General features: G+C 58.5%; 24 protein-coding genes and 1 tRNA gene. 14 read left to right on the top strand and 11 right to left on the bottom strand.

Annotated features, from left to right (window positions below):
* Positions 1-5 precede the first annotated feature (5 nt).
* Together ACOYA6_RS04170 and ACOYA6_RS04165 are read left to right on the top strand one after the other, a co-directional pair.
* Entirely contained in the window at positions 6-683 is a 678-nt protein-coding gene (locus ACOYA6_RS04170) for an isochorismatase family protein (RefSeq protein ID WP_039032316.1), read from the top strand.
* Positions 684-829: 146 nt separating this feature from the next.
* Positions 830-917, top strand: a tRNA-Ser gene (locus tag ACOYA6_RS04165).
* A 297-nt stretch (positions 918-1,214) separates the two neighbouring features.
* Here the strand turns inward: ACOYA6_RS04165 and ACOYA6_RS04160 are convergent.
* The 5 genes from ACOYA6_RS04160 to efeU form a co-directional block, all read right to left on the bottom strand.
* Entirely contained in the window at positions 1,215-2,708 is a 1,494-nt protein-coding gene (locus ACOYA6_RS04160) for an alanine/glycine:cation symporter family protein (protein WP_039032315.1), read from the bottom strand.
* Positions 2,709-3,196: 488 nt separating this feature from the next.
* Positions 3,197-3,991, bottom strand: a complete 795-nt coding sequence (phoH, locus tag ACOYA6_RS04155; protein WP_039032314.1) for a phosphate starvation-inducible protein PhoH — start codon at positions 3,989-3,991, stop codon at positions 3,197-3,199.
* A gap of 500 nt (positions 3,992-4,491) precedes the next feature.
* Positions 4,492-5,775: an iron uptake transporter deferrochelatase/peroxidase subunit gene (gene efeB / locus ACOYA6_RS04150; RefSeq protein WP_422654104.1), complete on the bottom strand. Its 1,284-nt coding sequence runs from the start codon at positions 5,773-5,775 to the stop codon at positions 4,492-4,494.
* A gap of 4 nt (positions 5,776-5,779) precedes the next feature.
* Complete coding sequence (gene efeO, locus ACOYA6_RS04145) at positions 5,780-6,907, bottom strand: iron uptake system protein EfeO (RefSeq protein ID WP_039032312.1); 1,128 nt, start codon at positions 6,905-6,907, stop codon at positions 5,780-5,782.
* A 43-nt stretch (positions 6,908-6,950) separates the two neighbouring features.
* Complete coding sequence (efeU, locus tag ACOYA6_RS04140) at positions 6,951-7,784, bottom strand: iron uptake transporter permease EfeU (RefSeq protein WP_422654103.1); 834 nt, start codon at positions 7,782-7,784, stop codon at positions 6,951-6,953.
* Positions 7,785-8,034: 250 nt separating this feature from the next.
* Between efeU and ACOYA6_RS04135 the strand changes: the two genes are divergently transcribed.
* On the top strand, positions 8,035-9,219 hold the full coding sequence (locus ACOYA6_RS04135; protein WP_139564739.1) for a NupC/NupG family nucleoside CNT transporter: 1,185 nt from the start codon (positions 8,035-8,037) through the stop codon (positions 9,217-9,219).
* 135 nt (positions 9,220-9,354) lie between these two features.
* Here the strand turns inward: ACOYA6_RS04135 and ACOYA6_RS04130 are convergent, their stop codons facing one another.
* Complete coding sequence (locus tag ACOYA6_RS04130) at positions 9,355-9,774, bottom strand: DUF3574 domain-containing protein (protein ID WP_039032309.1); 420 nt, start codon at positions 9,772-9,774, stop codon at positions 9,355-9,357.
* 116 nt (positions 9,775-9,890) lie between these two features.
* Positions 9,891-11,399, bottom strand: coding sequence for a sodium/proline symporter PutP (gene putP / locus ACOYA6_RS04125; RefSeq protein ID WP_138368601.1), 1,509 nt, complete (start codon positions 11,397-11,399; stop codon positions 9,891-9,893).
* Positions 11,400-11,819: 420 nt separating this feature from the next.
* Between putP and putA the strand changes: the two genes are divergently transcribed.
* Positions 11,820-15,782 (top strand): trifunctional transcriptional regulator/proline dehydrogenase/L-glutamate gamma-semialdehyde dehydrogenase, encoded by a 3,963-nt coding sequence (gene putA / locus ACOYA6_RS04120; RefSeq protein WP_422654102.1) that lies wholly within the window; start codon positions 11,820-11,822, stop codon positions 15,780-15,782.
* A 164-nt stretch (positions 15,783-15,946) separates the two neighbouring features.
* Positions 15,947-16,342: a lysozyme inhibitor LprI family protein gene (locus ACOYA6_RS04115; RefSeq protein ID WP_422654101.1), complete on the top strand. Its 396-nt coding sequence runs from the start codon at positions 15,947-15,949 to the stop codon at positions 16,340-16,342.
* On the opposite strand, the gene rutR is transcribed toward ACOYA6_RS04115, so the two are convergent.
* Positions 16,339-16,977 (bottom strand): HTH-type transcriptional regulator RutR, encoded by a 639-nt coding sequence (rutR, locus tag ACOYA6_RS04110; RefSeq protein WP_039032305.1) that lies wholly within the window; start codon positions 16,975-16,977, stop codon positions 16,339-16,341. The two genes, ACOYA6_RS04115 and rutR, sit on opposite strands and share 4 nt — an antisense overlap.
* Before the next feature lie 250 nt (positions 16,978-17,227).
* On the opposite strand from rutR, the gene rutA reads away from it, so the two are divergent.
* Genes rutA through rutG form a run of 7 tightly spaced genes read left to right on the top strand, consistent with a single transcriptional unit; the run spans position 17,228 to position 22,660 of the window.
* Entirely contained in the window at positions 17,228-18,319 is a 1,092-nt protein-coding gene (gene rutA / locus ACOYA6_RS04105) for a pyrimidine utilization protein A (protein WP_039032304.1), read from the top strand.
* Positions 18,319-19,011, top strand: a complete 693-nt coding sequence (gene rutB / locus ACOYA6_RS04100) for a pyrimidine utilization protein B (protein ID WP_139564734.1) — start codon at positions 18,319-18,321, stop codon at positions 19,009-19,011. The genes rutA and rutB overlap by 1 nt, the downstream gene beginning before the upstream one ends.
* An 11-nt stretch (positions 19,012-19,022) precedes the next feature.
* Complete coding sequence (gene rutC, locus ACOYA6_RS04095) at positions 19,023-19,409, top strand: pyrimidine utilization protein C (RefSeq protein ID WP_139564733.1); 387 nt, start codon at positions 19,023-19,025, stop codon at positions 19,407-19,409.
* A 7-nt stretch (positions 19,410-19,416) separates the two neighbouring features.
* The gene (gene rutD / locus ACOYA6_RS04090; protein ID WP_422654100.1) at positions 19,417-20,229 is read left to right on the top strand and encodes a pyrimidine utilization protein D; all 813 of its coding nucleotides are present in this window, start codon (positions 19,417-19,419) and stop codon (positions 20,227-20,229) included.
* Entirely contained in the window at positions 20,226-20,816 is a 591-nt protein-coding gene (locus tag ACOYA6_RS04085; protein WP_139564731.1) for a malonic semialdehyde reductase, read from the top strand. Before rutD ends, ACOYA6_RS04085 begins: the two co-directional genes overlap by 4 nt.
* Before the next feature lie 9 nt (positions 20,817-20,825).
* Positions 20,826-21,317, top strand: coding sequence for an NADH-dependent FMN reductase RutF (gene rutF / locus ACOYA6_RS04080; protein ID WP_422654099.1), 492 nt, complete (start codon positions 20,826-20,828; stop codon positions 21,315-21,317).
* Between the two features lie 20 nt (positions 21,318-21,337).
* Positions 21,338-22,660, top strand: a complete 1,323-nt coding sequence (gene rutG / locus ACOYA6_RS04075) for a pyrimidine utilization transport protein G (protein WP_422654098.1) — start codon at positions 21,338-21,340, stop codon at positions 22,658-22,660.
* Here the strand turns inward: rutG and ACOYA6_RS04070 are convergent.
* Both ACOYA6_RS04070 and ACOYA6_RS04065 read right to left on the bottom strand, forming a co-directional pair.
* A complete protein-coding gene (locus ACOYA6_RS04070) occupies positions 22,651-23,571 on the bottom strand; it encodes a DMT family transporter (RefSeq protein WP_039032297.1) in 921 nt (306 codons plus the stop codon). The two genes, rutG and ACOYA6_RS04070, sit on opposite strands and share 10 nt — an antisense overlap.
* Positions 23,572-23,711: 140 nt before the next feature.
* On the bottom strand, positions 23,712-23,888 hold the full coding sequence (locus ACOYA6_RS04065; protein ID WP_072036748.1) for a con-10 family general stress protein: 177 nt from the start codon (positions 23,886-23,888) through the stop codon (positions 23,712-23,714).
* 394 nt (positions 23,889-24,282) lie between these two features.
* Here ACOYA6_RS04065 and wrbA point away from each other — a divergent pair, with 394 nt between their 5' ends.
* Both wrbA and ACOYA6_RS04055 read left to right on the top strand, forming a co-directional pair.
* Entirely contained in the window at positions 24,283-24,879 is a 597-nt protein-coding gene (wrbA, locus tag ACOYA6_RS04060; protein WP_039032295.1) for an NAD(P)H:quinone oxidoreductase, read from the top strand.
* 20 nt (positions 24,880-24,899) lie between these two features.
* On the top strand, positions 24,900-25,127 hold the full coding sequence (locus ACOYA6_RS04055; RefSeq protein WP_039032294.1) for a YccJ family protein: 228 nt from the start codon (positions 24,900-24,902) through the stop codon (positions 25,125-25,127).
* Positions 25,128-25,629: 502 nt separating this feature from the next.
* Here ACOYA6_RS04055 and agp read toward each other — a convergent pair.
* Positions 25,630-26,871, bottom strand: coding sequence for a bifunctional glucose-1-phosphatase/inositol phosphatase (gene agp, locus ACOYA6_RS04050; protein ID WP_422654097.1), 1,242 nt, complete (start codon positions 26,869-26,871; stop codon positions 25,630-25,632).
* Positions 26,872-26,932: the final 61 nt, after the last annotated feature.

The following is a 26,932-nucleotide window of genomic DNA, read 5'->3' as shown; positions in this document are numbered from 1 at the left end:
GAATCATGTCTACCCCCGCTAACTTTAACGGCGCACGTCCGGCGATTGATGTGAATGATGCAGTGATGCTGCTTATCGATCACCAGAGCGGCCTGTTCCAGACCGTCGGCGACATGCCGATGCCGGAACTGCGCGCCCGCGCCGCGGCGCTGGCGAAAATCGCCAGCCTGGCGAATATCCCGGTGATCACCACGGCCTCCGTGCCGCAGGGGCCAAACGGGCCGCTGATCCCGGAGATCCACGCCAATGCGCCGCATGCGCAGTACGTGGCGCGTAAAGGTGAGATTAACGCCTGGGACAACCCGGAGTTCGTGGCCGCCGTGAAGGCGACCGGACGTAAAACGCTGATTATCGCCGGGACCATCACCAGCGTCTGCATGGCCTTCCCGTCAATCAGCGCGGTGGCCGACGGCTATAAGGTGTTTGCAGTGATCGACGCGTCGGGCACCTACAGCAAAATGGCCCAGGAGATCACCCTGGCGCGTGTGGTGCAGGCAGGCGTAGTGCCAATGGATACCGCCGCCGTCGCCTCGGAGATCCAGCGCACCTGGAATCGTGAAGATGCGGCGCAGTGGGCTGAAGTCTATACCCATATCTTCCCGGCGTATCAGCTGCTGATTGAAAGCTACGGCAAGGCGCAGGACGTTATTAAGAACGCTGAAGCCCTCGATTCACAGCGCTAATGGCTCGCTCCACGGCCTGAAAACCGTGGAGCTGCTTATTGCTTAACCGAACGCGCAGTAAAGCAGAAAATCTGCTTGACCGTTTTAGCCCGACTCCCTATAGTAGCGCCCCGTTGCCCCCGAGAGGAAAGGCAGCAAAACAATATGGTGAGGTGTCCGAGTGGCTGAAGGAGCACGCCTGGAAAGTGTGTATACGGCAACGTATCGAGGGTTCGAATCCCTCCCTCACCGCCATATTCGAGATGAGAGCTCGTACGAAAGTACGGGCTCTTTTCTTTTATATTCTCCCGAGAGGGAAGGATGAGAGCCCTCGACCGGGGTTCAACAACTGGCGACAGCCAGTTGGACAGACTGAGAGCGCAGCGAACAGGCTGCCCAAAGGGGCGAGGGAACAAAGCGTTACCCGGCCTCAATCCCGTAGGCCTGATAAGCGAAGCGCCATCAGGCATGTTCACGGAATCCAGCCCCCTAACCTTCTCACCGCCATATAAAAAAAGAGCCCGTACTTTCATACGGGCTCTTTTTGCACCATCAACTTAGTGTACGATTTCCCGACAGTGAAGATGTCTGACCCAGGCTCGCATCCTTTTCATCTTTACGGTCTTTAACCCAGTGATCGGCATTTTTAATCCCAAGTCGAATCGGATCAAATTGCGGATCGATACCTTGCGCCTTCTGGCTTTCATAATCTTTAAGACTGGCAAATGCTTTTTTATGTAAAAGAACAATTGCAATAATGTTAAGCCACGCCATCAGGCCGACCCCAATATCGCCCAACCCCCATGCCAGATCTGCAGTACGCACGGTGCCATATACCGTGGACGTTAACAGGCATATTTTCAGCAAGAACGTCAGCCACGGGCGGTGAATTTTACGGTTGATATACGCGATATTTGTTTCAGCAATATAGTAGTAGGCAATAATAGTGGTGAAAGCAAAGAAGAACAGCGCAATGGCAACGAAGTAATTACCAAAACCAGGCATCATGCTTTCCATGGCGGTCTGCACATAGCCAGGGCCCGCTGCCACGCCTGCAATCCCTGTATAGATTGCCGCGCCATCGACGCCCTGAACATTATACAACCCGGTAATCAACAGCATGAACCCGGTCGCGGAGCAGACGAACAGCGTGTCGATATAGACTGAGAAGGCCTGAACCAGGCCCTGTTTCGCCGGATGGCTCACTTCGGCCGCTGAGGAAGCATGTGGCCCTGTACCTTGCGCCGCCTCGTTGGAATATACCCCGCGCTTAACGCCCCACATTATTGCCTGCCCCAGAACAGCACCAAAGCCTGCTTCAAGGCCAAATGCGCTTTTCCAGATCAGCAGAATAACAGAAGGAAGTTGCTCAATATTAATGGCGATAATAACGCAGGCGACAATAATATAGCCGAGCGCCATAAAAGGAACGACCATACTGCTAAAGCTGGCGATCCTTTTCACACCACCAAAAATAATGAAACTTAATAATATAGCCAATAATGCGGCGGTGACATTTGGATCGAGGCCAAAGGCAATATCCAGGCTGGCGCCAATAGAGTTTGCCTGTACACCAGGAAGTAATAAGCCGCAGGAGAAAATAGTCACAATAGCAAATAACCATGCGTACCATTTCACGCCCAAACCTTTTTCAATATAGAAGGCAGGACCGCCACGATATTCGCCGTTAATTTTTTCTTTATAAACCTGACCCAGAGTGGATTCAACAAAAGCGGAGCTGGCACCCAAAAACGCCACCATCCACATCCAGAATAGCGCTCCCGGCCCGCCAAAGGTAATGGCGGTTGCCACACCCGCGATGTTACCGGTCCCCACGCGACCCGCCAGCGTCATTGTCAGTGCCTGAAACGACGATACGCCTGCATCCGTGGCACGCCCCTGGAACATCAGAGCCACCATATGTTTGACATGGCGTAATTGTAAAAAGCGACTACGCAGTGAGAAATAGAGGCCAACACCCAGGCATAAAAATATTAACGCCGGGCTCCAGATAACACCATTAATTGCACTAACCAGTTCGTTCATGTATGGCCCTCAGCGTGATGTTCCAGAGAAAAGTCTTCCCGGGAGTTTCTTTTTAGAATTGTGTTTGAATGACTACGAAACATAGATAATAGCCCGAAAGTTACCAACTTAATATTCGGCTGACAGTAGTGAATTGTGACAACATTCACGTTTAATTGATTATTTATAATTAGCCTGATCATGGTTTTAATACATATTTTGTGGGTATTACGAATGAATATCACACTTCTGTCATTTTTATTAAAAAGCCTGTTGAGTTAACAACAAGACTTATAAATACAGCAAAACACCGCGTAATACCCGGCATTTTCTATACGAAATAAATATGTCATCATCATAATATGATCTTGTGTAAGACAACCGCAGGTACATTTCAACGATCTTGTGTAAGACAACCGCAGGTACATTTCAACCGAGGAATCAGACGCAGCTTCCCGGCATTACGCCGGGAAGGGGTTACAGGAAGCAAGTAAAACGAGAAGGTTATGCTATGACCGGGAGTAGACCTGCAGCGTCCGCTGGCAGAGCGCCGAACGTACGCAATCGTCTTTATCGAACCGTACGATGCCCACCATCTCATCCTCTTCGAAACGTGCCAGCGCATCGCTCAGACCCGATTTGACGCCAGCCGGCAGGTCGCACTGGGTGATATCCCCGTTCACGATCACCGTCACGTTTTCCCCGAGGCGCGTTAAAAACATCTTCATTTGCGCAGCAGTTACGTTCTGAGCCTCGTCGAGAATCACAACTGCATTTTCAAATGTACGTCCGCGCATATAGGCGAACGGCGCAATTTCTACCTTACCAATTTCGGGACGCAGGCAGTACTGCATAAAAGATGCACCCAACCGTTTCACAAGCACGTCGTAGACGGGCCGGAAATAGGGGGCAAACTTCTCCGAAATATCGCCAGGTAAGAAGCCGAGATCTTCATCAGCCTGCAATACCGGACGGGTCACAATGATCTTATCGACGTCCTTATGAATCAGAGCCTCCGCCGCCTTGGCTGCACTTATCCAGGTTTTCCCGCAACCGGCTTCGCCGGTGGCGAAAATAAGCGACTTACTCTCAATAGCATTCAGGTACTGCGCCTGAGCGTCATTGCGCGCCACAATTGGGGTGGTATCACGGCTGTCCCGCGCCATGCCAATTGCTTCAACGCCACTCATCTGCACAAGCGAGGTGACCGACTCTTCTTCACGCTGTTTATGGCTACGTGAATCCCGTCTCAGCACACGTTTCGCTTCACGACGAGCTTTGATCACTGCTTTTTGTCTTCCCATGGATAGCACCTTGAGTTGTTGGTATTCATCACTCGCACCGGAATCAGTGCGATTAGGCGAACAAACATCTGAGGGTTGGCTTCCTTCTAAGCCATAGCTTGCTTGGTTAAATGACGCCGCCGGATCGCTATGCTCACCATTCGACGGGTCGGTAAAATCAGGATTTGCTGTGGAGGGGGAGAATTTTTCGGTGAAGAGATCGCTGCCGGAGTTTGAGCCTCCGCGCCGGGTGCTGCGGTTGTTACGTTTACCTTGTCCAGTACAGGACCCAACCATCGGCGATCTCCAGAGTGATTCATATTCACTGTAAGGTTTACCGCTTTCTTAAAGTAAGTACATCAGGATTTAGCATGAATGCAACATTTATTTTACCCGAATGCAACTTTTAAGACTCGACCTACAGTTTCACTTAGTCTGCTATCGGACTATTACAGAATTATAACAAGGAGATAGAGAGACGGAAAAAAATCATCCCGCTTAAGGGTTAAGCGGGGCGCTAATCAGGCTTCGAGCAGACCCTGTGCCAGCCAGCCGTTTTTATTCTGCACGCCCGGCAGGGCAAAGAAGTAGCCCCCGCCAATCGGCTTCACGTACTCTTCCAGCGCTTCGCCGTTCAGGCGCTTCTGGACGGTCAAAAAGCCCTTCTCCAGATCGTGCTGGAAGCAGACAAACAGCAGCCCCATATCCAGCTGACCGGAGTTGGTCACCCCCAGCGAGTAGCTGTATCCCCGGCGCATCATCAGGTTTTGCTCGGTCTCCTTCGTGCGCGGATTGGCAAGACGGATATGGCTGTCGAGGGCGATAACATTACCGTCCGGATCGCTGGCGTAATCCGGCACGTCGTGTTCGTTCTTCATGCCCAGCGGCGCACCGCTTTGCTTGTCGCGGCCAAAAATGGTCTGCTGCTCTTTGAGCGGCGTCCGGTCCCAGAACTCAACGCGAAACTGGATGATGCGCACCGCCTGATAGCTGCCGCCCACCGTCCAGGCCGGTTCGCCCTGATCCGCCGTCACCCATACCACGCGATCCATCAGCGGCGCATCCTGGCTGTCGGGGTTGGCAGTGCCATCCTTAAAGCCGAGCAGGTTCACCGGCGTCTCTTTGCCTTTGCTGCGCGCGGCGTGGTCAGAGATAAACCCTTCCCGCTTCCAGCGCACGCTCAGTAGATCCGGGGTGTGCTTGATCAGATCCCGCAGGGCGTGGATCACCGTGTCCTGGGTGTTGGCACAGATCTGGATCAGCAGATCGCCATGACACAGCGCCGCATCCAGCGAATCATTCGGGAAACGCACCATCTTCTGCAGTGATTTAGGTTTCAGCCCGGCAAGGCCGAAGCGATCGTCAAAAAGCGACGCCCCCAGCGACACCGTCATGGTCAGGTTATCCGGAGCGATAAAGGCCCCCAGGATCCCGGAGTCCATCGGCGGCAGACGCGGGTTCGGTGTGTCGGGTGCCGGGCCGCCGGTGGTGAGGAAGGTGATGCGCTGGGTCAGCAGGCGGAACAGGCGTTCCAGCTCGCTTTTATCGCTGGCCAGCACGTCAAAGGCCACCAGCATCATTGAGGCCTGCTGCGGGGTTAAGATCCCGGCCTGATGCAGGCCGTGAAACGGCTGGGTCTCCATCCCCGCATCCGGGGAGAGCGTGCCCGGCGCGCTCTGCGGTTTTGCCGCATGCGCCACCGGACAGCCACCTGCCAGAGCAAGAGCGCCGCCAAGCGCCCCTACCCCTTTTAACAACCGACGCCGTGAAGGTTCAGCGACGTCGTACTCATCATGCTTGTTCATCGAATTAATCCAGGCCCAGGACACCACGCAGCTGAGCCAGATCTTCTGCCAGAGTAGTAATCGGCCCTTTCAGGGCATTACGGTCGGCATCGGTCAGCTTGTCGTAGGTCTCAAAGCCGTCTTTGGTGCGGTATTTCGCCAGAATGGTGGTCACTTTCTTGAAGTTAGCATCCACTTTTGCCAGCAGTTCGCTGTTGTCTTTTTGCAGCTGCGGACGCAGCAGGTCAACAATCTTCTGAGCCCCCTCGACGTTGGCCTGGAAGTCCCACAGGTCGGTATGGCTGTAGCGATCTTCTTCCCCGCTGATCTTGCTGGCCGCCACTTCTTCAATCAGACCGGATGCGCCGCCCACCACTTTTGACGGCGGGAAGGCCAGCTCGCTGATGCGTTTTTGCAGATCCAGCACGTCGCTGTTCAGCTGCTCCGCGTACTGCTCCATCCCTTTGGTGGAGTTGTCGCCAAACAGCGCTTTTTCAAGACGGTGGAAGCCGGTGAATTTCGGATCGGCGGCTTTCTGCTCGTAGTCGTCTTCACGGGCGTCGATGCTGCCGTCGAGATCGGAGAACAGCTCGGCAATCGGCTCGATGCGCTCGTAGTGCTGACGGGTTGGCGCGTACAGCGATTTCGCTTTTTCGATATCGCCCGCCTTCACCGCGTCGGTAAAGGCTTTGGTGCCCGCAACCAGATCGGCGGTCTCTTTGGTGACATAAGCTTTATAGGCGGTAATGGCGTCGCCCAGGCTCAGCAGCGCTTCCCCTTTGGCGGCATCGGCGGTGGCGGCGCCTTTCACAATCAGCTTGCCTTTCGGGTTGGTCAGCAGGCCGCAGGTCATGTCGTATTCGCCCGGCTGCAGGTTGGCGGTCATCTTCTGGCTGAAGCCCGGCGCGATGTTTTCACGCTCTTCCACCACCATCACCCCTTTCAGGATCTCCCACTCCAGCGCTTTCTGGCTGTGGTTCTGGATAATGAACTGGGTTTTGCCGCTGTTGACCGTGATGGTCATCGGCTCACACTGCTTATCATTGACGGTGACTTTCACCTGCGGGACATCCGCGGCCTGGGCCGCAAATGCAGACGCAATCAGCGCTGCCACGCCAGCCTGTAACGCACTACGACGAAAATGGATTGCCATGACCTTTCCCTTTTAAAAGTATGTTGTAACTACATTGAGCACTTCAGGGCGCAGACCGCGACGGCTGCGTGCCTGCACGCGGGGGCATAAAGAACAGCGCCAGCGCCGGAATGAGATAGATGAAATACATCGCCACTTCGCTGACGTTCGGCGCTTCCTGATAACCGAAGATGCCTTCGAGCAGGGTGCCGGTCAGGGAATGGGTGGAGAGGACGTTACTGAGGTCGAACGCCATATCCTGGAAGTGGTTCCACAGGCCCGCCTCGTGGAAGGCGCGGATCGCGCCCGCGGCCAGCCCGGCGGCCACCAGCAGAATAAACAGGCTGGTCCATTTGAAGAAGACGCCCAGGTTGAGGCGAATGCCGCCCCAGTAGAGCAGAAAACCGAGCACCACCGCGGTCGCCAGGCCCAGCACCGCGCCCAGCGGCGGCCAGATCCCGACATCCTGCTGGAAAGCGGCGAGCAGGAAGAAGACCGACTCCAGCCCTTCCCGCGCCACGGCGAAAAAGACCATCATAATCAGCGCCCAGCCGTGGTGATTGCCCTTCGCCAGGGCGCTGTCCACCGCCTGCTCCAGCTGAACCTTCACGTTACGCGACACCTTGCGCATCCAGAACACCATCCAGGTGAGGATCACCACCGCAATCACCGCCACGATCCCTTCGAACAGCTCCTGCTCTTTCTGCGGGAATTCGCCGGTGGTTTCGTTGATGGCAATGCCAAGACACAGACACAGCGCGGCGGCAAGGAAGACGCCAATCCACATGACGCCGATCCAGCGGCCCCGCTGGGTGCGTTTCAGATAGCTGGCAATGAGGCTGACAATTAAGGCTGCTTCGAGCCCTTCACGTAACATAATGAGAAATGGAACAAACATGCGACACCTTAAATGTTTTTCGCCGTCAACTGATGCAAAGAAAGGTAAATTCTTGTGATAGTGATTATCATTACGGCAATAAGAAATACAAGCGAAATATGCTGCATTTTGATGACAGGATGTAAAACCATAACGTAAACATAATCACTTAAGTGATTAAAAGGTTTATAAGTTAAGACTTAAAAGTTCATTTACGGTTACGGCAGGCTGTGGCTAAATGTGCGCCTCACTAATCTGCTGAAAATCAACTATGTATCAATTCCTGCACTTCCTGCTGGCGCTGGTGGTTATCCTTGCGCTGGCCTGGCTGGTCAGCTTCGACCGCCGCAGCGTTCGCATTCGTTACGTCATTCAACTTATCGTTATTGAGATTGCGCTGGCGTTCTTTTTCCTTCACGCCGAAAGCGGCCTGTTTGTTATTCAGTACGTCTCGGGCTTCTTTGAGTCGTTACTGAAATATGCCGCCGAAGGCACCAACTTTGTATTTGGCGGGATGGGCGAAAAAGGGCTGGCGTTTATTTTCCTCGGCGTCCTGTGCCCGATTATCTTTATTTCCGCGCTGATCGGTATTCTTCAGCACTGGCGTATTCTGCCGGTGATTATTCGCGTTGTCGGCACCCTGCTGTCGAAAGTGAACGGCATGGGCAAGCTGGAATCCTTTAACGCCATCAGCTCCCTGACGCTCGGCCAGTCAGAAAACTTCATTGCTTACAAAGGGGTGCTGGGAGATCTCTCTTCCCGTCGTCTGTTCACCATGGCGGCCACCGCAATGTCCACCGTTTCCCTGTCCATCGTCGGCGCCTATATGACGATGCTGGAGGCAAAATATGTGGTGGCGGCGCTGATCCTGAATATGTTCAGCACCTTTATCATCCTGACGGTGATTAACCCGACCCGCCCGGAAGCGGAGCCGGAAATTAAGCTCGAGAAGATGCACGAATCCCAGAGTTTCTTTGAGATGCTGGGGGAATATATTCTGGCCGGGTTCAAAGTGGCGATGATTATTCTGGCGATGCTGATTGGCTTTATCGCCCTGATCAGCGCCGTCAACGCCCTCTTCTCAAGCCTGTTTGGTTTGAGCTTCCAGCAGATTCTGGGTTATGTCTTCTATCCGCTGGCCTGGCTGGTGGGGATCCCGCTGAGCGATGCCCTGCACGCGGGCGGCATTATGGCAACCAAGCTGGTGGCGAATGAATTTGTGGCGATGATCGAGCTGCAAAAAATTGCCGCTCAGATGACGCCGCGCGGGCTGGGGATCCTGTCGGTGTTCCTGGTTTCCTTCGCCAACTTTGCCTCTATCGGCATTGTCGCGGGGGCGATTAAGGGGCTGAACGAGCAGCAGGGTAACGTGGTGTCACGCTTTGGTCTGCGCCTGGTGTATGGCGCAACGCTGGTGAGCCTGTTGTCGGCGAGCTTTGCGGGGCTGGTGCTGTAGCTCTGGTGCGGTAAAACGCCCGGCGGCGAGGTAAATGCAAAACGGTAACTCAGGTTACCGTTTTTAATGTTTTCACCCTCTCCCTTTGGGAGAGGGCCGGGGTGAGGGGATCAGGCCGCACCCTACCGGGCGGGTTTAAAACTGCACGCACACCGGCTGGTCAACGCGCATCACCGACTCCTGGGCGAAGCGCTGTTTATAGATCCCCCGCAACGCCTCGATATTGCTCTCGCTCTGCGCATCTTTGCCGTGGATCAGCATCAGCGCCTTGCTCGACTCGCGCGCCACTTTCCCGTCGTTACCGAGCCACTGCCCGCGCGCATCAAACACCGTTAAGCCATCGCGAAAACGCGGCGTGACGTCCCGATCGACAAACTGCTGCCACTCCTGGCCGGTGATCGCCTCGCCTGCCGGACGGTTAAGGCCGAAATAGAGGGTGGTCTGCTGCATCTGATTATCGGCTTTGCAGGTGTTATCCGCGGGGGTGTGCGATGGGGCGTTGCAGCCTGCCAGCAGTAACATTGCGCCTGCCATCAGCCCTGTTTTGATTGTCATGCTTTGCTATCCTCATTGTTATAAGCACAAGGATATCAACGTAATTTTTGAATTTTGGCAAGAAAAAAGCCGGGTGGCGCTTGCGCTTACCCGGCCTACGTGAAGGGAGAAACTTTTTACTCAGCCTGTAACTTCGTTGGTGCAGTGGTGTGATACATCGCATCGGCGTCGGCAAAGCGTTTCTGCATCGTGGCAGACGGCGCTTTACCCAGCAGACTGAAGACCACAATCCCGATGCTGCCGAAGATAAAGCCCGGGATGATTTCGTACAGACCCAGCCACGCAAACTGTTTCCAGACGATTACCGTGACCGCACCGATAATCATCCCCGCCAGCGCGCCGTTACGTGTCATGCGTGACCACATCACCGAGAACAGCACCACCGGACCAAAGGCAGCACCAAAGCCTGCCCAGGCATAGCTCACCAGACCCAGCACGCGGTTTTCCGGGTTAGATGCCAGGGCGATAGCGACCAGGGCTACCACCAGCACCATCAGGCGACCGACCCATACCAGCTCTTTCTGGCTAGCGTTTTTACGCAGGAAGGCTTTGTACAGATCTTCGGTGATGGCACTGGAGCAGACCAGCAGCTGGCAGCTCAGGGTGGACATTACCGCCGCCAGGATGGCGGAGAGCAGAATACCGGCGATCCAAGGGTTGAAGAGGATCTGCGCCAGCTCGATAAACACGCGCTCGGCGTTCTGGTTTACCGCGCCCGCCAGAGACGGGTTGTTGCTGAAGTAGGCAATCCCGAAGAAGCCTACCGCACAGGCGCCGCACAGGCAGAGGATCATCCATGCCATGCTGATACGACGGGCATGAACGATGGTGTGGTGAGAGTCTGCCGCCATAAAGCGCGCCAGGATGTGCGGCTGACCGAAGTAACCCAGCCCCCAGCCCATCAGCGACACGATGGCGACAAAGTTCAGCCCTTTCAGCATATCGACGTTTTCAATGCTCTTCTGCTGGATAACCGCCAGCGAATCACCCAGACCGCCCACGGAGAGGATCACAATCACCGGGGTCAGGATCAGGGCAAAAATCATCAGGCTCGCCTGCACGGTGTCGGTCCAGCTTACCGCCAGGAACCCGCCCACGAAGGTGTAGAGGATGGTCGCCGCCGCGCCCGCCCAGAGTGCGGTTTCGTAGCTCATGCCGAAGGTGCTTTCGAACAGACGCGCGCCCGCCACGATGCCGGAGGCACAGTAGATGGTGAAGAACAGCAGAATAACCGCCGCTGAGATAATACGCAGGATGCGGCTCTTATCTTCGAAACGGCCGGTGAAGTAGTCCGGCAGGGTCAGGGCGTTGTTGTTGGCTTCGGTGTGCACGCGCAGACGCCCGGCCACCAGCTTCCAGTTAATCCATGCCCCCAGCGTCAGGCCGATGGCGATCCAGCTTTCCGAGATCCCGGAGAGAAAGATGGCGCCCGGCAGCCCCATCAGCAGCCAGCCGCTCATATCCGACGCACCCGCAGAGAGCGCGGTCACGAACGGCCCAAGGCTACGCCCGCCGAGGATGTAGTCGTCAAAGTTCTTAGTAGAACGCCATGCAAGGAACCCTATCAGGATCATGCCAAAAATATAGATAAGAAATGTCACCAGCATCGGTGTGCTAATTGCCATTTAAATACTCCGCAAAGATGTTCGACGGCCTTTCTGACCGTCTTTATTACACCCCCGGAACGAGGGGGTGATGATGTGTGTTTCTGTTGGCCGCGCGTATCCTGCCGTATGCGCCTCCATGACACAAACGATTTAACACTGCATTTACATCAATTTCATCCCCGGTTTCACACCAGATTCCTGGAGGTTGCACTCGCTCACGTTTTTCGCGGTTGCACCTTTAAAAAGTGTTAAGCGCCGCATGAAACCAAGCTTCACTCTTAAAATCCACACTTATTTTACGGTTAACCCCTTCGTAACATTCCATTCATTTTCCAGCTTGCAAACCGGGTCACATTTAACGTGGTTGCACAAAGTTGCAACATAGTGGATATTTCACGTTAACTACACTAGCGCTACTGAATCACAGGAGTTTTTGGCATGGGCATGACCACTATGGGGGTTAAGCTGGATGACGCGACCCGCGAACGGATTAAATCGGCCGCAACCCGAATTGACCGCACGCCACACTGGTTAATTAAGCAGGCAATCTTCAACTATCTGGAAAAACTGGAGAGCGACGACGCCCTGCCAGAGCTGCCTGCCCTGCTGGCCGGTGCCGCCAACGAGAGCGACGACAGCGCCGAGGCGAGCGATGAGATCCACCAGCCGTTCCTCGAATTTGCCGAGCAGATTTTGCCGCAGTCGGTGAGCCGTGCGGCCATTACCGCCGCTTACCGTCGTGCCGAGACCGACGCCGTACCGATGCTGCTGGAGCAGGCGCGTCTGCCGGAGCCGATTGCCTCCCAGGCCCACAGCCTGGCGTATCAGCTTGCTGAAAAACTGCGTAACCAGAAAAACGCCTCAGGCCGCGCCGGGATGGTGCAGAGCCTGCTGCAGGAGTTCTCCCTCTCCTCTCAGGAGGGCGTGGCCCTGATGTGTCTGGCGGAAGCGCTGCTGCGTATCCCGGACAAAGCCACCCGCGACGCCCTGATCCGCGACAAGATCAGCAACGGCAACTGGCACTCCCACATTGGCCGCAGCCCGTCGCTGTTCGTGAACGCCGCCACCTGGGGCCTGCTGTTTACCGGCAAGCTGGTCTCCACCCATAACGAAGCCAACCTCTCCCGCTCCCTGAACCGCATTATCGGCAAGAGCGGCGAGCCGCTGATCCGTAAAGGCGTGGACATGGCGATGCGCCTCATGGGCGAGCAGTTCGTGACCGGCGAAACCATCGCCGAAGCGCTGGCTAACGCCCGCAAGCTGGAAGACAAAGGCTTCCGCTACTCCTATGACATGCTGGGCGAAGCGGCGCTGACCGCCGCCGACGCGCAGGCCTATCTGGTCTCTTACCAGCAGGCGATCCACGCCATCGGTAAAGCCTCCAACGGCCGCGGCATCTATGAAGGCCCGGGGATCTCCATCAAGCTCTCCGCCCTGCACCCGCGCTACAGCCGCGCCCAGTACGATCGCGTGATGGAAGAGCTCTACCCGCGCCTGAAGTCCCTGACCCTGCTGGCGCGCCAGTATGACATCGGCATCAACATCGATGCCGAAGAGGCAGACCGCCTGGAGATCTCCCTCGATCTGCTGGAAAAACTGTGCTTCGAGCCAGAGCTGGCGGGCTGGAACGGGATTGGCTTTGTTATTCAGGCCTACCAGAAACGCTGTCCGTTCGTGATTGACTACCTGATTGACCTCGCCACCCGCAGCCGTCGCCGCCTGATGATCCGTCTGGTGAAGGGCGCCTACTGGGACAGCGAGATCAAACGCGCCCAGATGGACGGTCTGGAGGGCTATCCGGTCTACACCCGCAAGGTCTACACCGACGTCTCCTACCTCGCCTGCGCCAAAAAGCTGCTCGGCGTGCCGAACCTGATCTACCCGCAGTTCGCCACCCACAACGCCCACACCCTGGCGGCCATCTATCAGCTGGCCGGTCAGAACTACTATCCGGGCCAGTACGAGTTCCAGTGCCTGCACGGCATGGGTGAACCGCTGTACGAGCAGGTCACCGGTAAAGTGGCGGATGGCAAACTGAACCGTCCATGCCGCATCTACGCCCCGGTCGGCACCCACGAAACGCTGCTGGCGTACCTGGTGCGTCGTCTGCTGGAAAACGGGGCTAACACCTCCTTCGTTAACCGCATCGCCGATGCCACCCTGCCGCTGGACGAGCTGGTGGCGGATCCGGTCCAGGCGGTGGAGAAAATGGCCGCTCAGGAAGGTCAGGTCGGTCTGCCGCATCCGAAAATTGCCCTGCCGCGCGAGCTGTACGGCAATGGCCGCATCAACTCTGCAGGCCTGGATCTGGCGAACGAACACCGTCTGGCGTCCCTCTCCTCGTCGCTGCTCAACAGCGCCCTGCAGAAGTGGCAGGCAAAACCGATTCTGGAGCAGCCGGTCAGCGACGGCGAAATGCAGCCGGTGGTCAACCCGGCCGAGCCGAAAGACATCGTCGGATTTGCCCGGGAAGCTACCGAACAGGAAGTGGATCTGGCCCTCGACAGCGCGGTGAACAACGCCCCTATCTGGTTCGCCACCCCGCCGCAGGAGCGCGCGGCCATTCTGGAGCGTGCTGCGGTGCTGATGGAAGATCAGATGCAGCAGCTGATTGGCATTCTGGTGCGTGAAGCGGGTAAAACCTTCAGCAACGCCATCGCCGAAGTGCGCGAGGCCGTTGACTTCCTGCACTACTATGCCGGTCAGGTGCGTGACGATTTCGACAACGAAACCCACCGCCCGCTGGGCCCGGTGGTCTGTATCAGCCCGTGGAACTTCCCGCTGGCCATCTTCACCGGCCAGATTGCCGCCGCCCTTGCCGCCGGTAACAGCGTGCTGGCAAAACCGGCCGAACAGACGCCGCTGATTGCCGCCCAGGGGATCAATATCCTGCTGGAAGCGGGCGTTCCGGCGGGCGTGGTGCAGCTGCTGCCAGGCCGCGGCGAGACCGTTGGCGCGAAGCTGACCGCCGACAACCGCGTGCGCGGCGTGATGTTCACCGGCTCCACCGAAGTGGCCTCCCTGCTGCAACGCAACATCGCCACCCGTCTGGATGCGCAGGGCCGTCCGACGCCGCTGATCGCCGAAACCGGCGGTATGAACGCGATGATCGTCGACTCCTCCGCCCTCACCGAGCAGGTGGTGGTGGACGTGGTTGCCTCGGCCTTCGACAGCGCCGGACAGCGCTGCTCTGCCCTGCGCGTGCTCTGCGTGCAGGATGAAGTCGCCGACCATACCCTGAAAATGCTGCGCGGCGCGATGGCGGAATGCCGGATGGGCAATCCTGGCCGTCTGACCACCGACATCGGTCCGGTGATTGATGCCGAAGCGAAAGCCAACATCGAAAACCACATCCAGGCGATGCGTGCCAAAGGCCGTCCGGTTTACCAGGCGGTGCGTGAGAACAGCGAAGATGCCCGCGAGTGGACCAGCGGCACCTTTGTAGCCCCAACCCTGATTGAGCTGGCGAGCTTCGACGAGCTGAAGAAAGAGGTGTTTGGGCCGGTCCTGCACGTGGTGCGCTACAACCGTAACAATCTCGACCAGTTGATCGGGCAGATCAACGCCTCCGGCTACGGTCTGACCCTCGGCGTGCATACCCGTATCGACGAGACCATCGCCCAGGTGACCGGCAGCGCCAACGTCGGCAACCTGTACGTGAACCGCAATATGGTGGGCGCCGTGGTTGGCGTCCAGCCGTTCGGCGGCGAAGGGCTGTCGGGCACCGGTCCGAAAGCCGGTGGTCCAATGTACCTCTATCGCCTGCTGGCTAACCGTCCGGCGAAGGCGCTGGGCGTGACCCTGGCGCGTCAGGATGCGCAGTACGCGGTGGACACCCAGGTGAAAACGGTGCTGACCCAGCCGCTGGAAACCCTGAAAGCCTGGGCAGAAAAACGCCCTGAGCTGCGTGAGCTGTGCCAGGAGTATGGCGAGCTGGCGCAGGCCGGAACCCAGCGCGTGCTGCCAGGCCCAACGGGCGAGCGCAACACCTGGACGCTGATGCCGCGCGAGCGCGTGCTGTGCGTGGCGGATAACGAGCAGGATGCGCTTACCCAGCTGGCGGCCGCGCTGGCGACCGGGTGTGAAGTGCTTTGGCCGGAAGATGGCCTGCACCGCGACCTGGCCAAGCAGCTGCCGAAGGCGGTGACCGAGCGCATTCGCTTTGCCAAAGCCGATGTACTGACCAGCCAGCCGTTTGACGCGGTGATCTATCACGGTGACTCTGACCAGCTGCGCGAGCTGTGTGAGCAGGTTGCGGCCCGTAACGGCGCGATCGTCTCAGTGCAGGGCTTCGCCCGGGGTGAAACCAATCTCCAGCTGGAGCGCCTGTACGTGGAGCGTTCGCTTAGCGTCAACACCGCCGCAGCAGGGGGCAACGCCAGCCTGATGACCATCGGTTAAGCGTGCAATCCGTCCCCGGTGGCGCTACGCTTACCGGGGCTACGGGATTGTGCGGTCTGTGTTCCCCGGTGGCGCTGCGCTTACCGGGGCTACAGAGAATGACAATGTGATTTTCACAGGCCGGATAAGCGTAGCGCATCCGGCTTTTTTACAGGGAGCAAATAATGAAACGATTAATGATTGCCGCAGGCGCACTACTGCTTAGCAGCCTTGCCCAGGCGGACGAGTGCGCCAACGCCAGCACCCAGATGGAAATGAATACCTGCACCGCGCAGCAGTATCAAGCTGCGGATAAAACCCTGAACCAGACTTATCAGGCGGCCATCAAACGCGCCGAAGCGCCCCAGCGCGAGCTGCTGAAAAAGGCCCAGCAGGCGTGGATCGCCCTGCGTGATGCCGACTGCGCCTTTATCGGCTCCGGCACCGAAGGCGGCTCCATTCAGCCGATGATTGTGAACCAGTGTCTGGCAGATAAAACCAACGAACGTGAAGCGTATCTGGCCACGCTGATGCAGTGTGAAGAGGGCGACCTGAGCTGCCCTCTGCCACCGGCGAATTAACGCACCCGGATCCCTTCGATGATCATCCGCTCAACGTTTTCCACCGTACTGTGGAAGAAGTCATCATCCTTGAGCGTCTTGCCCGTCACCGCCTCGACCTGAGCGGAAAAGTCGGCGTAGTGCTGGGTGGCGGCCCAGATCATAAAGATCAGATGGTGCGGGTCCACCGGTGCCAGTTTGCCGGTGGCGACCCAGCCGGCAATGATCGCCGACTTCTCATCCACCAGCGATTTCAGATCGCCGCTCAGCGCCGCCTTCAGCAGCGGTGCCCCCTGCAGCATCTCCAGACAGAACAGCCTCGAGGCCTGAGGGTAGTCCCGTGAGACCTCCAGCTTCAGGCGGATATACTGCTGGATCGCCAGCAGCGGGGTGAGCTCCTCGCGAAACGCCTTCAGCGGTGCCAGCCAGATATCCAGAATCTGTTGCAGGACGGCAATGTACAGCGCCTCTTTCGAGGGGAAGTAGTAGAGCAGATTGGTTTTCGACACCCCGGCCAGTTCAGCCACCTGCTCCAGGCGCGTACCGTGAATGCCAAACTGCGAGAAGGTCTCCAGCGCCGCCGAGAGGATCGCCTGTTTTTTCGCGCTCACTGCCTGCGAACGTTTACCGCCTGTTTTCACTGCGCCTTGCGCCATGGGCTCACTCCTTGTTGATATGCCCCCAGCATAGCAAAAACCCCAGGCCTGCTACGACAATCTGCACCGCTACCGCGCACGACTGCCTGCTTTGTGTGCAACTATTTTGACCAGACAGTCCAGTTTTAACGCAAACAATTCATCAACCATTCGTTAACACCATAATAACATTACCAATTTCAAAACTGGCATCGCCTTTGCAAAACCGACCTCAGACTTTCCCCCATGCTGAGATGAAGAGAGGTTCGTGATGAAAATTGGCGTATTCGTTCCCATTGGCAACAACGGCTGGCTTATCTCTACCCACGCGCCGCAGTACATGCCGACCTTTGAGCTGAACAAGGCCATCGTGCAGAAGGCAGAGCACTATCACTTCGATTTCGCCCTGTCGATGATTAAGCTGCGCGGCTTCGGCGGTAAGACCGAATTCTGGGATCACAACCTGGAGTCCTTCACCCTGATGGCGGGGCTGGCGGCGGTTACCTCGCGCATCCAGATCTACGCTACCGCCGCCACCCTCACCCTGCCTCCGGCCATCGTGGCGCGGATGGCTTCCACCATCGATACCATCTCCGGCGGGCGCTTCGGCGTGAACCTCGTCACCGGCTGGCAGAAGCCGGAGTATGAGCAGATGGGGCTCTGGCCGGGGGATGACTATTTCGCGAAACGCTACGACTACCTCACCGAATACGTGCAGGTCCTGCGCGATCTATGGGGCACCGGCAAGAGCGACTTCAAAGGCGAGTTCTTCACCATGAACGACTGCCGCGTCAGCCCGCAGCCGTCGGTGCCGATGAAGGTGATCTGCGCCGGGCAGAGCGATGCCGGGATGGAGTTCTCGGCGAAATACGCCGACTTCAACTTCTGCTTCGGTAAAGGGGTTAACACCCCGGCGGCCTTTGCCCCTACCGCCGCCCGCATGAAGGCCGCCGCTGAAAAGACCGGGCGCGACGTCGGCTCCTACGTGCTGTTTATGGTGATCGCCGACGAAACCGACGAGGCGGCGCGGGCGAAGTGGGAGCACTACAAAGCCGGAGCCGACGACGAAGCCCTGAGCTGGCTCAGCGAGCAGAGCCAGAAGGACACCCGCTCCGGTTCAGACACCAACGTGCGCCAGATGGCCGACCCCACCTCGGCGGTGAATATCAACATGGGCACCTTGGTGGGCTCTTACGCCAGCGTCGCGCGGATGCTCGATGACGTCGCCAGCGTCCCGGGGGCAGAAGGCGTGCTCCTGACCTTTGATGATTTCCTTACCGGCATTGAGACCTTCGGCGAGCGCATCCAGCCGCTGATGCAGTGCCGCGCCCACATTCCGGCCATCACGAAGGAGGTGGCGTAATGACGACCCTGCCCGCACGCCCGGAAGCCATCACCTTTGACCCTCAGCAGAGCGCGCTGATCGTGGTGGATATGCAAAACGCCTACGCCAGCCCCGGCGGCTATCTCGATCTCGCCGGGTTTGACGTCTCCGCCACCCGCCCGGTGATCGAGAATATCCGCACCGCGGTGGCCGCCGCCCGCCGCGCCGGAATGCTGATCGTCTGGTTCCAGAACGGCTGGGACGACCAGTACGTGGAGGCAGGCGGCCCCGGCTCGCCTAACTTCCACAAATCGAACGCCCTGAAAACCATGCGCCAGCGCCCGGAATTGCAGGGCCAGCTGCTGGCGAAAGGCGGCTGGGACTATGAACTGGTGAACGAACTGGTGCCGGAGCCGGGCGACATCGTGCTGCCGAAACCGCGCTACAGCGGCTTCTTTAATACGCCGCTGGACAGCCTGCTGCGCAGCCGCGGCATCCGCCATCTGATCTTCACCGGCATTGCCACCAACGTCTGCGTGGAGTCCACCCTGCGCGACGGCTTCTTTCTCGAATATTTCGGCGTGGTGCTGGAAGATGCCACCCACCAGGCGGGACCGGCGTTTGCCCAGCAGGCCGCGCTGTTCAATATCGAAACCTTTTTTGGCTGGGTCAGCGACGTCGCCACCTTCTGCGACGCCCTCTCCCCCGCCGCGTATGCCCGTATAGCCTGAGGAGCAAGCCAATGCCGAAATCTGTGATTATCCCCCCGGGCACCAGCACCCCGATTGCCCCATTCGTTCCCGGTACCCTGGCGGACGGCGTGGTCTACGTCTCCGGCACCCTGCCGTTTGATGCGCAGAACAACGTGGTCTTCCCCGACGACCCAAAGGCACAAACCCGCCACGTGCTGCAGACCATTCAGCGCGTTATCGAAACGGCGGGTGGGACCATGGAGGACGTGACCTTCAACAGCATCTTTATCACCGACTGGAAAAACTACGCCGCGATTAACGAAATCTACGCCGAGTTTTTCCCCGGCGATAAACCGGCCCGCTTCTGCATTCAGTGCGGGCTGGTCAAACCCGAGGCGCTGGTGGAGATCGCCACCATCGCCCACATCACGCCGTGAGGTTGCCATGAATCTGTCCATTTCACCGCCCCCCTTTGCCGGTGCGCCGGTTGTGGTGCTGATCGCCGGATTAGGGGGCAGCGCCAGCTACTGGCTGCCCCAGCTTGCCGACCTGGAGCAGGGGTATCAGGTGGTGTGCTATGACCAGCGCGGCACCGGCAACAATCCCGGCGAGCTGCCGGAGGATTACACCCTGGCGCAGATGGCCGACGAGCTGTGGCAGGCGCTGGAGGCCGCCGGGATCGCGCAGTTCAGCGTGGTGGGCCATGCCCTGGGGGCGCTTGTCGGCCTGCAGCTGGCGGTGGATCACCCCGGCGCACTCAGCGCGCTGGTGTGCGTCAACGGCTGGCTGGCGCTGCATCCCCATACCCGGCGCTGCTTTCAGATCCGCGAGCGGCTGCTGCACGCAGGGGGCGCTCAGGCGTGGGTGGAAGCCCAGCCGCTGTTTCTCTATCCGGCGGACTGGATGGCGGCCCGCCAGCCGCGCATGGAGGCCGAAGAGGCGCTGGCCCTCGCCCACTTCCAGGGCAAAACCACCCTGCTGCGCAGGCTCAGCGCCCTGAAGCGGGCCGATTACAGTCGCCAGACGATGCGCATCCGCTGCCCGGTGCAAATCATCTGTTCCGCCGACGATCTGCTGGTGCCCGCGGTCTGCTCTTCGCAGCTGCACGCCGCCCTGCCCGACAGCATCTTCACCCGGATGCCCCAGGGCGGCCACGCCTGCAACGTGACCGAGCCGGAGGCGTTTAACGCCCTGCTGCAAAACGGGCTCGCCAGCCTGCTACACCGCCACGAACGTTTATCGAAGGAGTTACCATGAGTGAAGCCATCAACCCGACGGCGCAGAACGCACTGTTTACCGAGGCGCGAACCCACAACGGCTGGCTGGATCGCCCGGTCAGCGACGAGACGCTGCGCGAAATTTACGACCTGATGAAGTGGGGCCCGACCTCGGCCAACTGCTCCCCGGCGCGGATGGTGTTTATCCGCACCCCGGAAGGCAAAGAGAAGCTGCGCCCGGCGCTCTCCAGCGGCAATCTGCAAAAGACCCTCACCGCCCCGGTGACGGCGATTGTGGCCTGGGACAGCGTGTTTTATGAGCGTCTGCCGGAGCTGTTCCCCCACGGGGATGCCCGGAGCTGGTTTACCGCCAGCCCGCAGCTCGCCGAGGAGACCGCCTTTCGCAACAGCACGATGCAGGCGGCCTATCTGATCGTCGCCTGCCGGGCGCTGGGGCTGGATACCGGGCCGATGTCCGGCTTCGATCGGGAGAAAGTAGACGCGGCCTTCTTCACCGGCAGCAGCCTGAAAAGCAATCTGCTGATCAATATCGGCTACGGCGATACCAGCAAACTCTACGGGCGTCTGCCCCGTCTCAGCTTTGAAGACGCCTGCGGGCTGGCATAAGGAGCCACCATGAACATCGATAAACAAACTTTTCGGGATGCGATGGCCTGTCTCGGCGCGGCGGTCAATATCATCACCACCGACGGCCCGGCCGGTCAGGCGGGCTTTACCGCCAGCGCGGTGTGCAGCGTGACCGACTCGCCGCCGACCCTGCTGGTGTGCCTGAACCGCGGCGCGTCGGTATGGCCGGTGTTTAACGACAACCGCACCCTGTGCGTCAACACCCTGAGCGCGGGCCAGGAGGCGCTCTCGAATATGTTCGGAGGGAAAACCCCGATGGCCGACCGCTTTGCCGCCGCCGACTGGCAGACAGGGGCCACCGGCTGCCCGCGGCTGGACGACGCGCTGGCCTCGTTCGACTGCCGGATTAGCCAGGTGGTAAGCGTCGGCACTCACGACATTCTGTTTTGCGAGATCGTTGCAATTACCCGCCACCCGGTGCCGCAGGGCCTGGTGTGGTTTGACCGCGGCTACCACGCGCTGATGCGACCCGCCTGTTAACCCTCCTTAAGGAGCAGCTGATGGCACTATTCGGTTTTCCTCACTGGCAGTTGAAATCGACCTCAGAAAGCGGCGTGGTCGCGCCGGATGAACGTCTCCCGCTGGCGCAAACCGCGGTGATGGGCGTGCAGCACGCGGTGGCGATGTTCGGCGCCACGGTGCTGATGCCCATCCTGATGGGACTGGATCCTAACCTGTCGATTCTGATGTCGGGCATCGGCACCCTGCTGTTCTTCTTCATCACCGGGGGACGGGTGCCGAGCTACCTCGGCTCCAGCGCGGCCTTCGTCGGGGTGGTCATTGCCGCTACCGGCTTTAGCGGCCAGGGGATTAACCCGCAGCTGAGCGTCGCCCTGGGCGGGATCATCGCCTGCGGTGCGATCTATACCGTGATTGGGCTGGTGGTGATGAAGATGGGCACCCGCTGGATCGAACGGCTGATGCCGCCGGTGGTGACCGGGGCGGTGGTGATGGCGATAGGCCTGAACCTGGCCCCTATCGCCGTTAAAGGCGTTTCCGGTTCGGCCTTTGACAGCTGGATGGCGGTGATGACGGTGCTGTGCATCGGTCTGGTGGCGGTGTTTACCCGGGGAATGGTTCAGCGGCTGCTGATCCTGGTGGGGCTGATCGTCGCCTGCCTGCTCTACGCTCTGGTGACCAGCCTCTTTGGGCTCGGCAAACCGGTGGATTTTGCCCTTGTGCAGCAGGCGGCGTGGTTTGGCCTGCCGCAGCTGACCTCGCCCACCTTTAACGGCCAGGCGATGATGCTGATTGCTCCGGTGGCGGTGATCCTGGTGGCGGAGAACCTCGGCCACCTGAAGGCGGTGGCCGGAATGACCGGGCGCAACATGGACCCGTATATGGGCCGGGCGTTTGTGGGCGACGGGCTGGCGACCATGCTGTCGGGCTCGGTGGGCGGCAGCGGAGTGACCACCTATGCCGAGAATATCGGCGTGATGGCGGTGACCAAAGTCTACTCGACGCTGGTGTTCGTGGCGGCGGCGGTGATTGCCGTGCTGCTCGGTTTCTCACCGAAGTTTGGCGCGCTGATCCACACCATCCCCGCGCCGGTGATTGGCGGGGCATCGATAGTGGTGTTCGGGTTAATCGCGGTGGCCGGGGCGCGGATCTGGGTGCAGAACCATGTCGATTTGAGCCAGAACGGTAACCTGATTATGGTCGCCGTGACCCTGGTGCTGGGAGCGGGTGATTTTGCCCTTTCGCTGGGCGGCTTTACCCTCGGCGGTATCGGCACGGCCACTTTCGGCGCGATTGCCCTTAACGCCCTGCTCAGCCGCCGGATGGCCGGGGTGACGCAGGGCGAAGCGGTTCCTCAGGACTGATCCAGCGAGGCGCTGTCGGCTTCCGCCAGCGCCTTATTCTTTCTTTTGAGCTTTAGCTCGCTCACCAGCACGCCCGCAATGATAAAGGCGGCGCCCAGCAGAGCCAGCAACGGCAGACGCTCCCCGGCCAGACGGCCAAAGATCCCCGCCCACACAGGCTCGCCGGTATAGATAACCGTTGCCCGCGTCGGGGAGACGCTGCGCTGGGCCCAGTTCATGGTCACCTGAATAATGGCGCTGAAAATCCCAAGCCCGAGCGCCACGATCCACAGCCCGGCCGACATCGGCGGAACGGATTCCCCGGCCGGGATCATGGTCAGAAACGCCACCAGCGAGGCGGTGGCCAGCTGCACAACGGTGACGCGCTTGACATCCACCTTTCCGGCCCAGGCGCTGATGAGGATAATCTCGGCGGCAATCGCCACCGCGCCCACCAGGGTAATGATCTCACCTTTCCCGAGCGCCAGCAGATTATCTTCCGGCCCGGCCAGCAGGATCAGCCCGATAAAGGCCAGCACGATACCGATGCAGGACATCATCCCCGGCATCCGGCGCAGGCAGAGCCACTGCAGCAGCGGCACCAGCGGAACATACATGGCGGTAATAAAGGCCGATTTACTGCTGGGGATGGTCTGTAGTCCCCAGGTTTGCAGGCTGTAGCCCATCGCAATCGCCACCCCTATCGCCAGCCCCGCCTTCAGCTCGGTCATGGTCAGGCCGCGCAGGGTTTTGAGGGAAATCAGCGCCACCGCCAGCGCCGCCGTGGCAAAGCGCAGGCCGACAAAGAAGAAGGGATCGCTGAGCGTCACAGCGTACTGCACGGCCAGAAAGGTACCGCCCCAGAACATGGTGATAAGGATCAGGATCGCTTCCTGCGGCTTGATGGAGAAGGCATAACGAGAGGAGGACATGGGACACCAGGGTAAAGAGTGAATCCGCTAGTGTGGGAGGAATTTGATAACAGTTCAATAACAGGCACAAAAAAACCGCCGGGTATCCCGGCGGCGGGGGTGCCAGGGGTCATGAGACCCGTACTTCAGACAGCGACAACTTATTTACTCCTGTTACCGCCATGGCTATTTTTACCCCCTTTTTTGCCAGCTTCGGATGCGCGCTGAGGGTCATTCTTGAAGTTACCCCCGCTCTGCTGGCCACCTTTACGTCCTGCTGCTGATGCTCTTTCACGGTCTTCTGCAAAATTACCTGACCCACCACGATGGTTTGCCATGTCGGACCTCCAGAGTTAGAAACATAAGATTTCATTCTGCATTCAGTGAAAGCGGTTTCTTCCACCTGACGACGCTAAAAAAGTGGCTTTATCTGCGCCGCGTGAACCTAAGCTTAGTGGAGCATGGGCATTCAGCCAGCCAATCGTAATATCCTGCAATACGATATCAGCCTTTTGTATGAAGCCCGACGAAACGGAACCATAAACCTTTCTTATCATTCCAGAAATTCACAATAGGGAAAATGTGTCATTTTGCTACGAAGAAGGCCCGGCATTCTTTGTTGTTTAAAATCAAACAAATGGCCTTCAGATTTGCAGTCTCGCTGTCACGTCATATCTTTAAATGAGGACAGCATGCCGCTGGCCAAAAAAATCATGCGAGGAGTGAGGCGAAATGACGAGAATTCTGGTGCTCTACTATTCCATGTACGGACACATCGAAACCATGGCTCACGCAGTGGCGGACGGCGCCAGGAAAGTCGAGGGGGTTGAGGTAGTGATCAAACGCGTGCCGGAAACCATGCCGGCAGACGCTTTTGCCAAAGCAGGCGGCAAAGCGCAGGACGCGCCGGAGGCCTCTCCACAGGAGCTGGGCGATTACGACGCGATCATCTTTGGTACCCCGACGCGCTTCGGCAACATGGCCGGACAGATGCGCACCTTCCTCGATCAAACCGGCGGGCTGTGGGTTAAGAACGCGTTACACGGCAAGATTGCTAGCGTGTTCAGCTCAACCGGCACCGGTGGCGGACAGGAGCAGACCATCACCTCCACCTGGACCACCCTTGCCCACCACGGGATGGTCATTGTGCCGATCGGCTATGGTACACAGGAGCTGTTTGATATTTCACAGGTTCGCGGCGGAACGCCTTACGGCGCGACCACCATTGCCGGTGGCGACGGCTCGCGTCAGCCGTCAGAAGCAGAACTGAACATCGCCCGCTACCAGGGTGAATATGTCGCCGGCCTGGCTGCTAAACTGAAAGGTTAACTCTCAACTGGAGGATCACTATGCCAACACAAGAAGCCAAAGCACATCGCGTCGGGGAATTTGCGCGCTTACGTAATACGTCACCGGAGATCGCCGAGGCGATTTTTGAAGTCGCAAAATATGACGAAAAACTGGCAGAGAAAATCTGGGAAGAAGGTAATGATGAGGTGCTGATGTTAGCCTTCGAAAAAACCGACAAAGACTCGCTGTTCTGGGGCGAGCAGACCATCGAACGTAAAAACGTCTGACCGCTGATCTATCCCCTCTCCCTTATGGGGAGAGGGTTAGGGTGAGGGGTCTATATGGCACTGGTGGTTATTCCGTTCACTTCCAGAGCTATGCTTCTCTGTCACAACGGAACCGGTGAACGTGCCAGGGCGGCTCAATCGCCACCGCCCTGGCAACCCGGGCTCCCGGCAAGAAAATCGCCGCTTCGCGGATTGTTCGCCCCATCCCTGGGACTCACCCCTTCGGGGCCAGCGCAAGCGCTGTCCAAAATTGCTCCCGGCAATTTTGTCCTCAGCTTATTCCTTCAGGCTTTCGGGTCGGGCACCAGCCTGCATCCTTGCAGGCTATGCCCTCTCGGCGCATCCCTGCGCCTCGCCCCGGCCTTCCGGAAACGCTTCGGCGATTTTCTGCCGGACCATGACGTCGCTGTAGATATAAAGCCAGTCTGTACCACTGTAATCGCTATAAGCTCGATCGGTTCCCTCTCCTCTTTGGGGAGAGGGTTAGGGTGAGGGGCATCCCTTACTTCGCCGTCTTATTCAGCACCGTATTAAACGTCTCCACCGGGCAGAACCCATTCGCATCCACCGGACAGCCGTTCAGCTCCAGGGTGACGCGCTGCGCCGGGGCTTCTAACGTCAGCACCTGGGCATTTCGCAGCTGCTCTGTGCTCTGGTAAACATACTCAATTTTCATCAGGTCGCGGTTGCCGGTCTTGTCGTGCCAGCGCTGGAAGACGATCTTGCCGCCGATTGGCGTGCGCTCGTACTGGCCGTGCAGCTGATAGGGTTTAAAATCGAGGGCCTTCAGCAGAGAGGCAATGTTAGAGTCATGCCCGACCAGCACGGTAATTTTCGGCGCTTTCGCCCGGTCGGTGACCAGCGCGTTGTCGATGTATTTCACCAGCGGTTTCGCCACGTTACGCGCCACCTCTGCGGAGGTGAAGAGCGAATCCTGATAGCCATTTTTCAGCTGAGAGAGCACCCGCCACTGCTGGTCGGTTTTGATCTCGCCCCAGGCCACCTGATCCATCGGGAAGCCCTCGTAATACTGCAACGTGAAGGCGTCCACCAGCGAGTTCCCTACCTTCAGCGGACCGGAGACGCCGGGCTCTTTCTGGTATTCGGCGCTGTAGGTGTCTTTCGCCTCCGTCAGGGAGCAGACCTGTTTCTCTTTGCAGGACGGCGACTGGTCGTAGTCGGTCATCTGCTCCAGCAGCTTGTAGCTCTCATCAAGCTGCATTCCGGCGCGCTCTTTATTCATCGCCTGCAGCGCTTTCTCGCGGAATTCCGGCGAGTTGTCGGTGATCACCGGATTGAAGGTTGGGTCCATGGTGCCCATCTGTTCCTGATGGTGCACCGGCACATCGCAGCCCGGGAAGGCGCCGGTAATGAAGAATTGCGCGGTCGCCACCGTGCGCTGGAGGCTGTTGGCATAGGCATAGACGCTGTTCGCCGCCGGACACTCCCCGGCGTTCACCAGGCCCTGCTCAGCCAGCCACTCGCGCATGTAGTGGCCCATATAGACCTCCAGCACGCCCCCTTTGGTGGTGAGCTGCCCGCCGGGCACATCCCACTCCGGCCATTTTTCCGGCGTCGACTGTTCTAGCACGCTGCCGTTATTAGCCAGCGGCGCACGCAGGTTATGGCGGCTCATGATCAGAACCTGTTCCAGCTGATACCCTTCCGGCGCGGTTTGCGCCTGAACGCCACAAGACAATCCGATGCTGCCCGCCACGGCGACAGCGAGTAGTGCTTTTCTCATCCCTAATTCCTCACGTGTTTATTGTCGTTAACAGTGTGACAGATTTGTGACGAATTACCTG

Source organism: Leclercia barmai (assembly GCF_049312895.1).
Classification (GTDB): Bacteria; Pseudomonadota; Gammaproteobacteria; order Enterobacterales; family Enterobacteriaceae; genus Enterobacter; species Enterobacter barmai.
The sequence above is the reverse complement of the archived record's forward strand: the minus strand, read 5'-3'. Positions and strand labels throughout refer to the sequence as shown.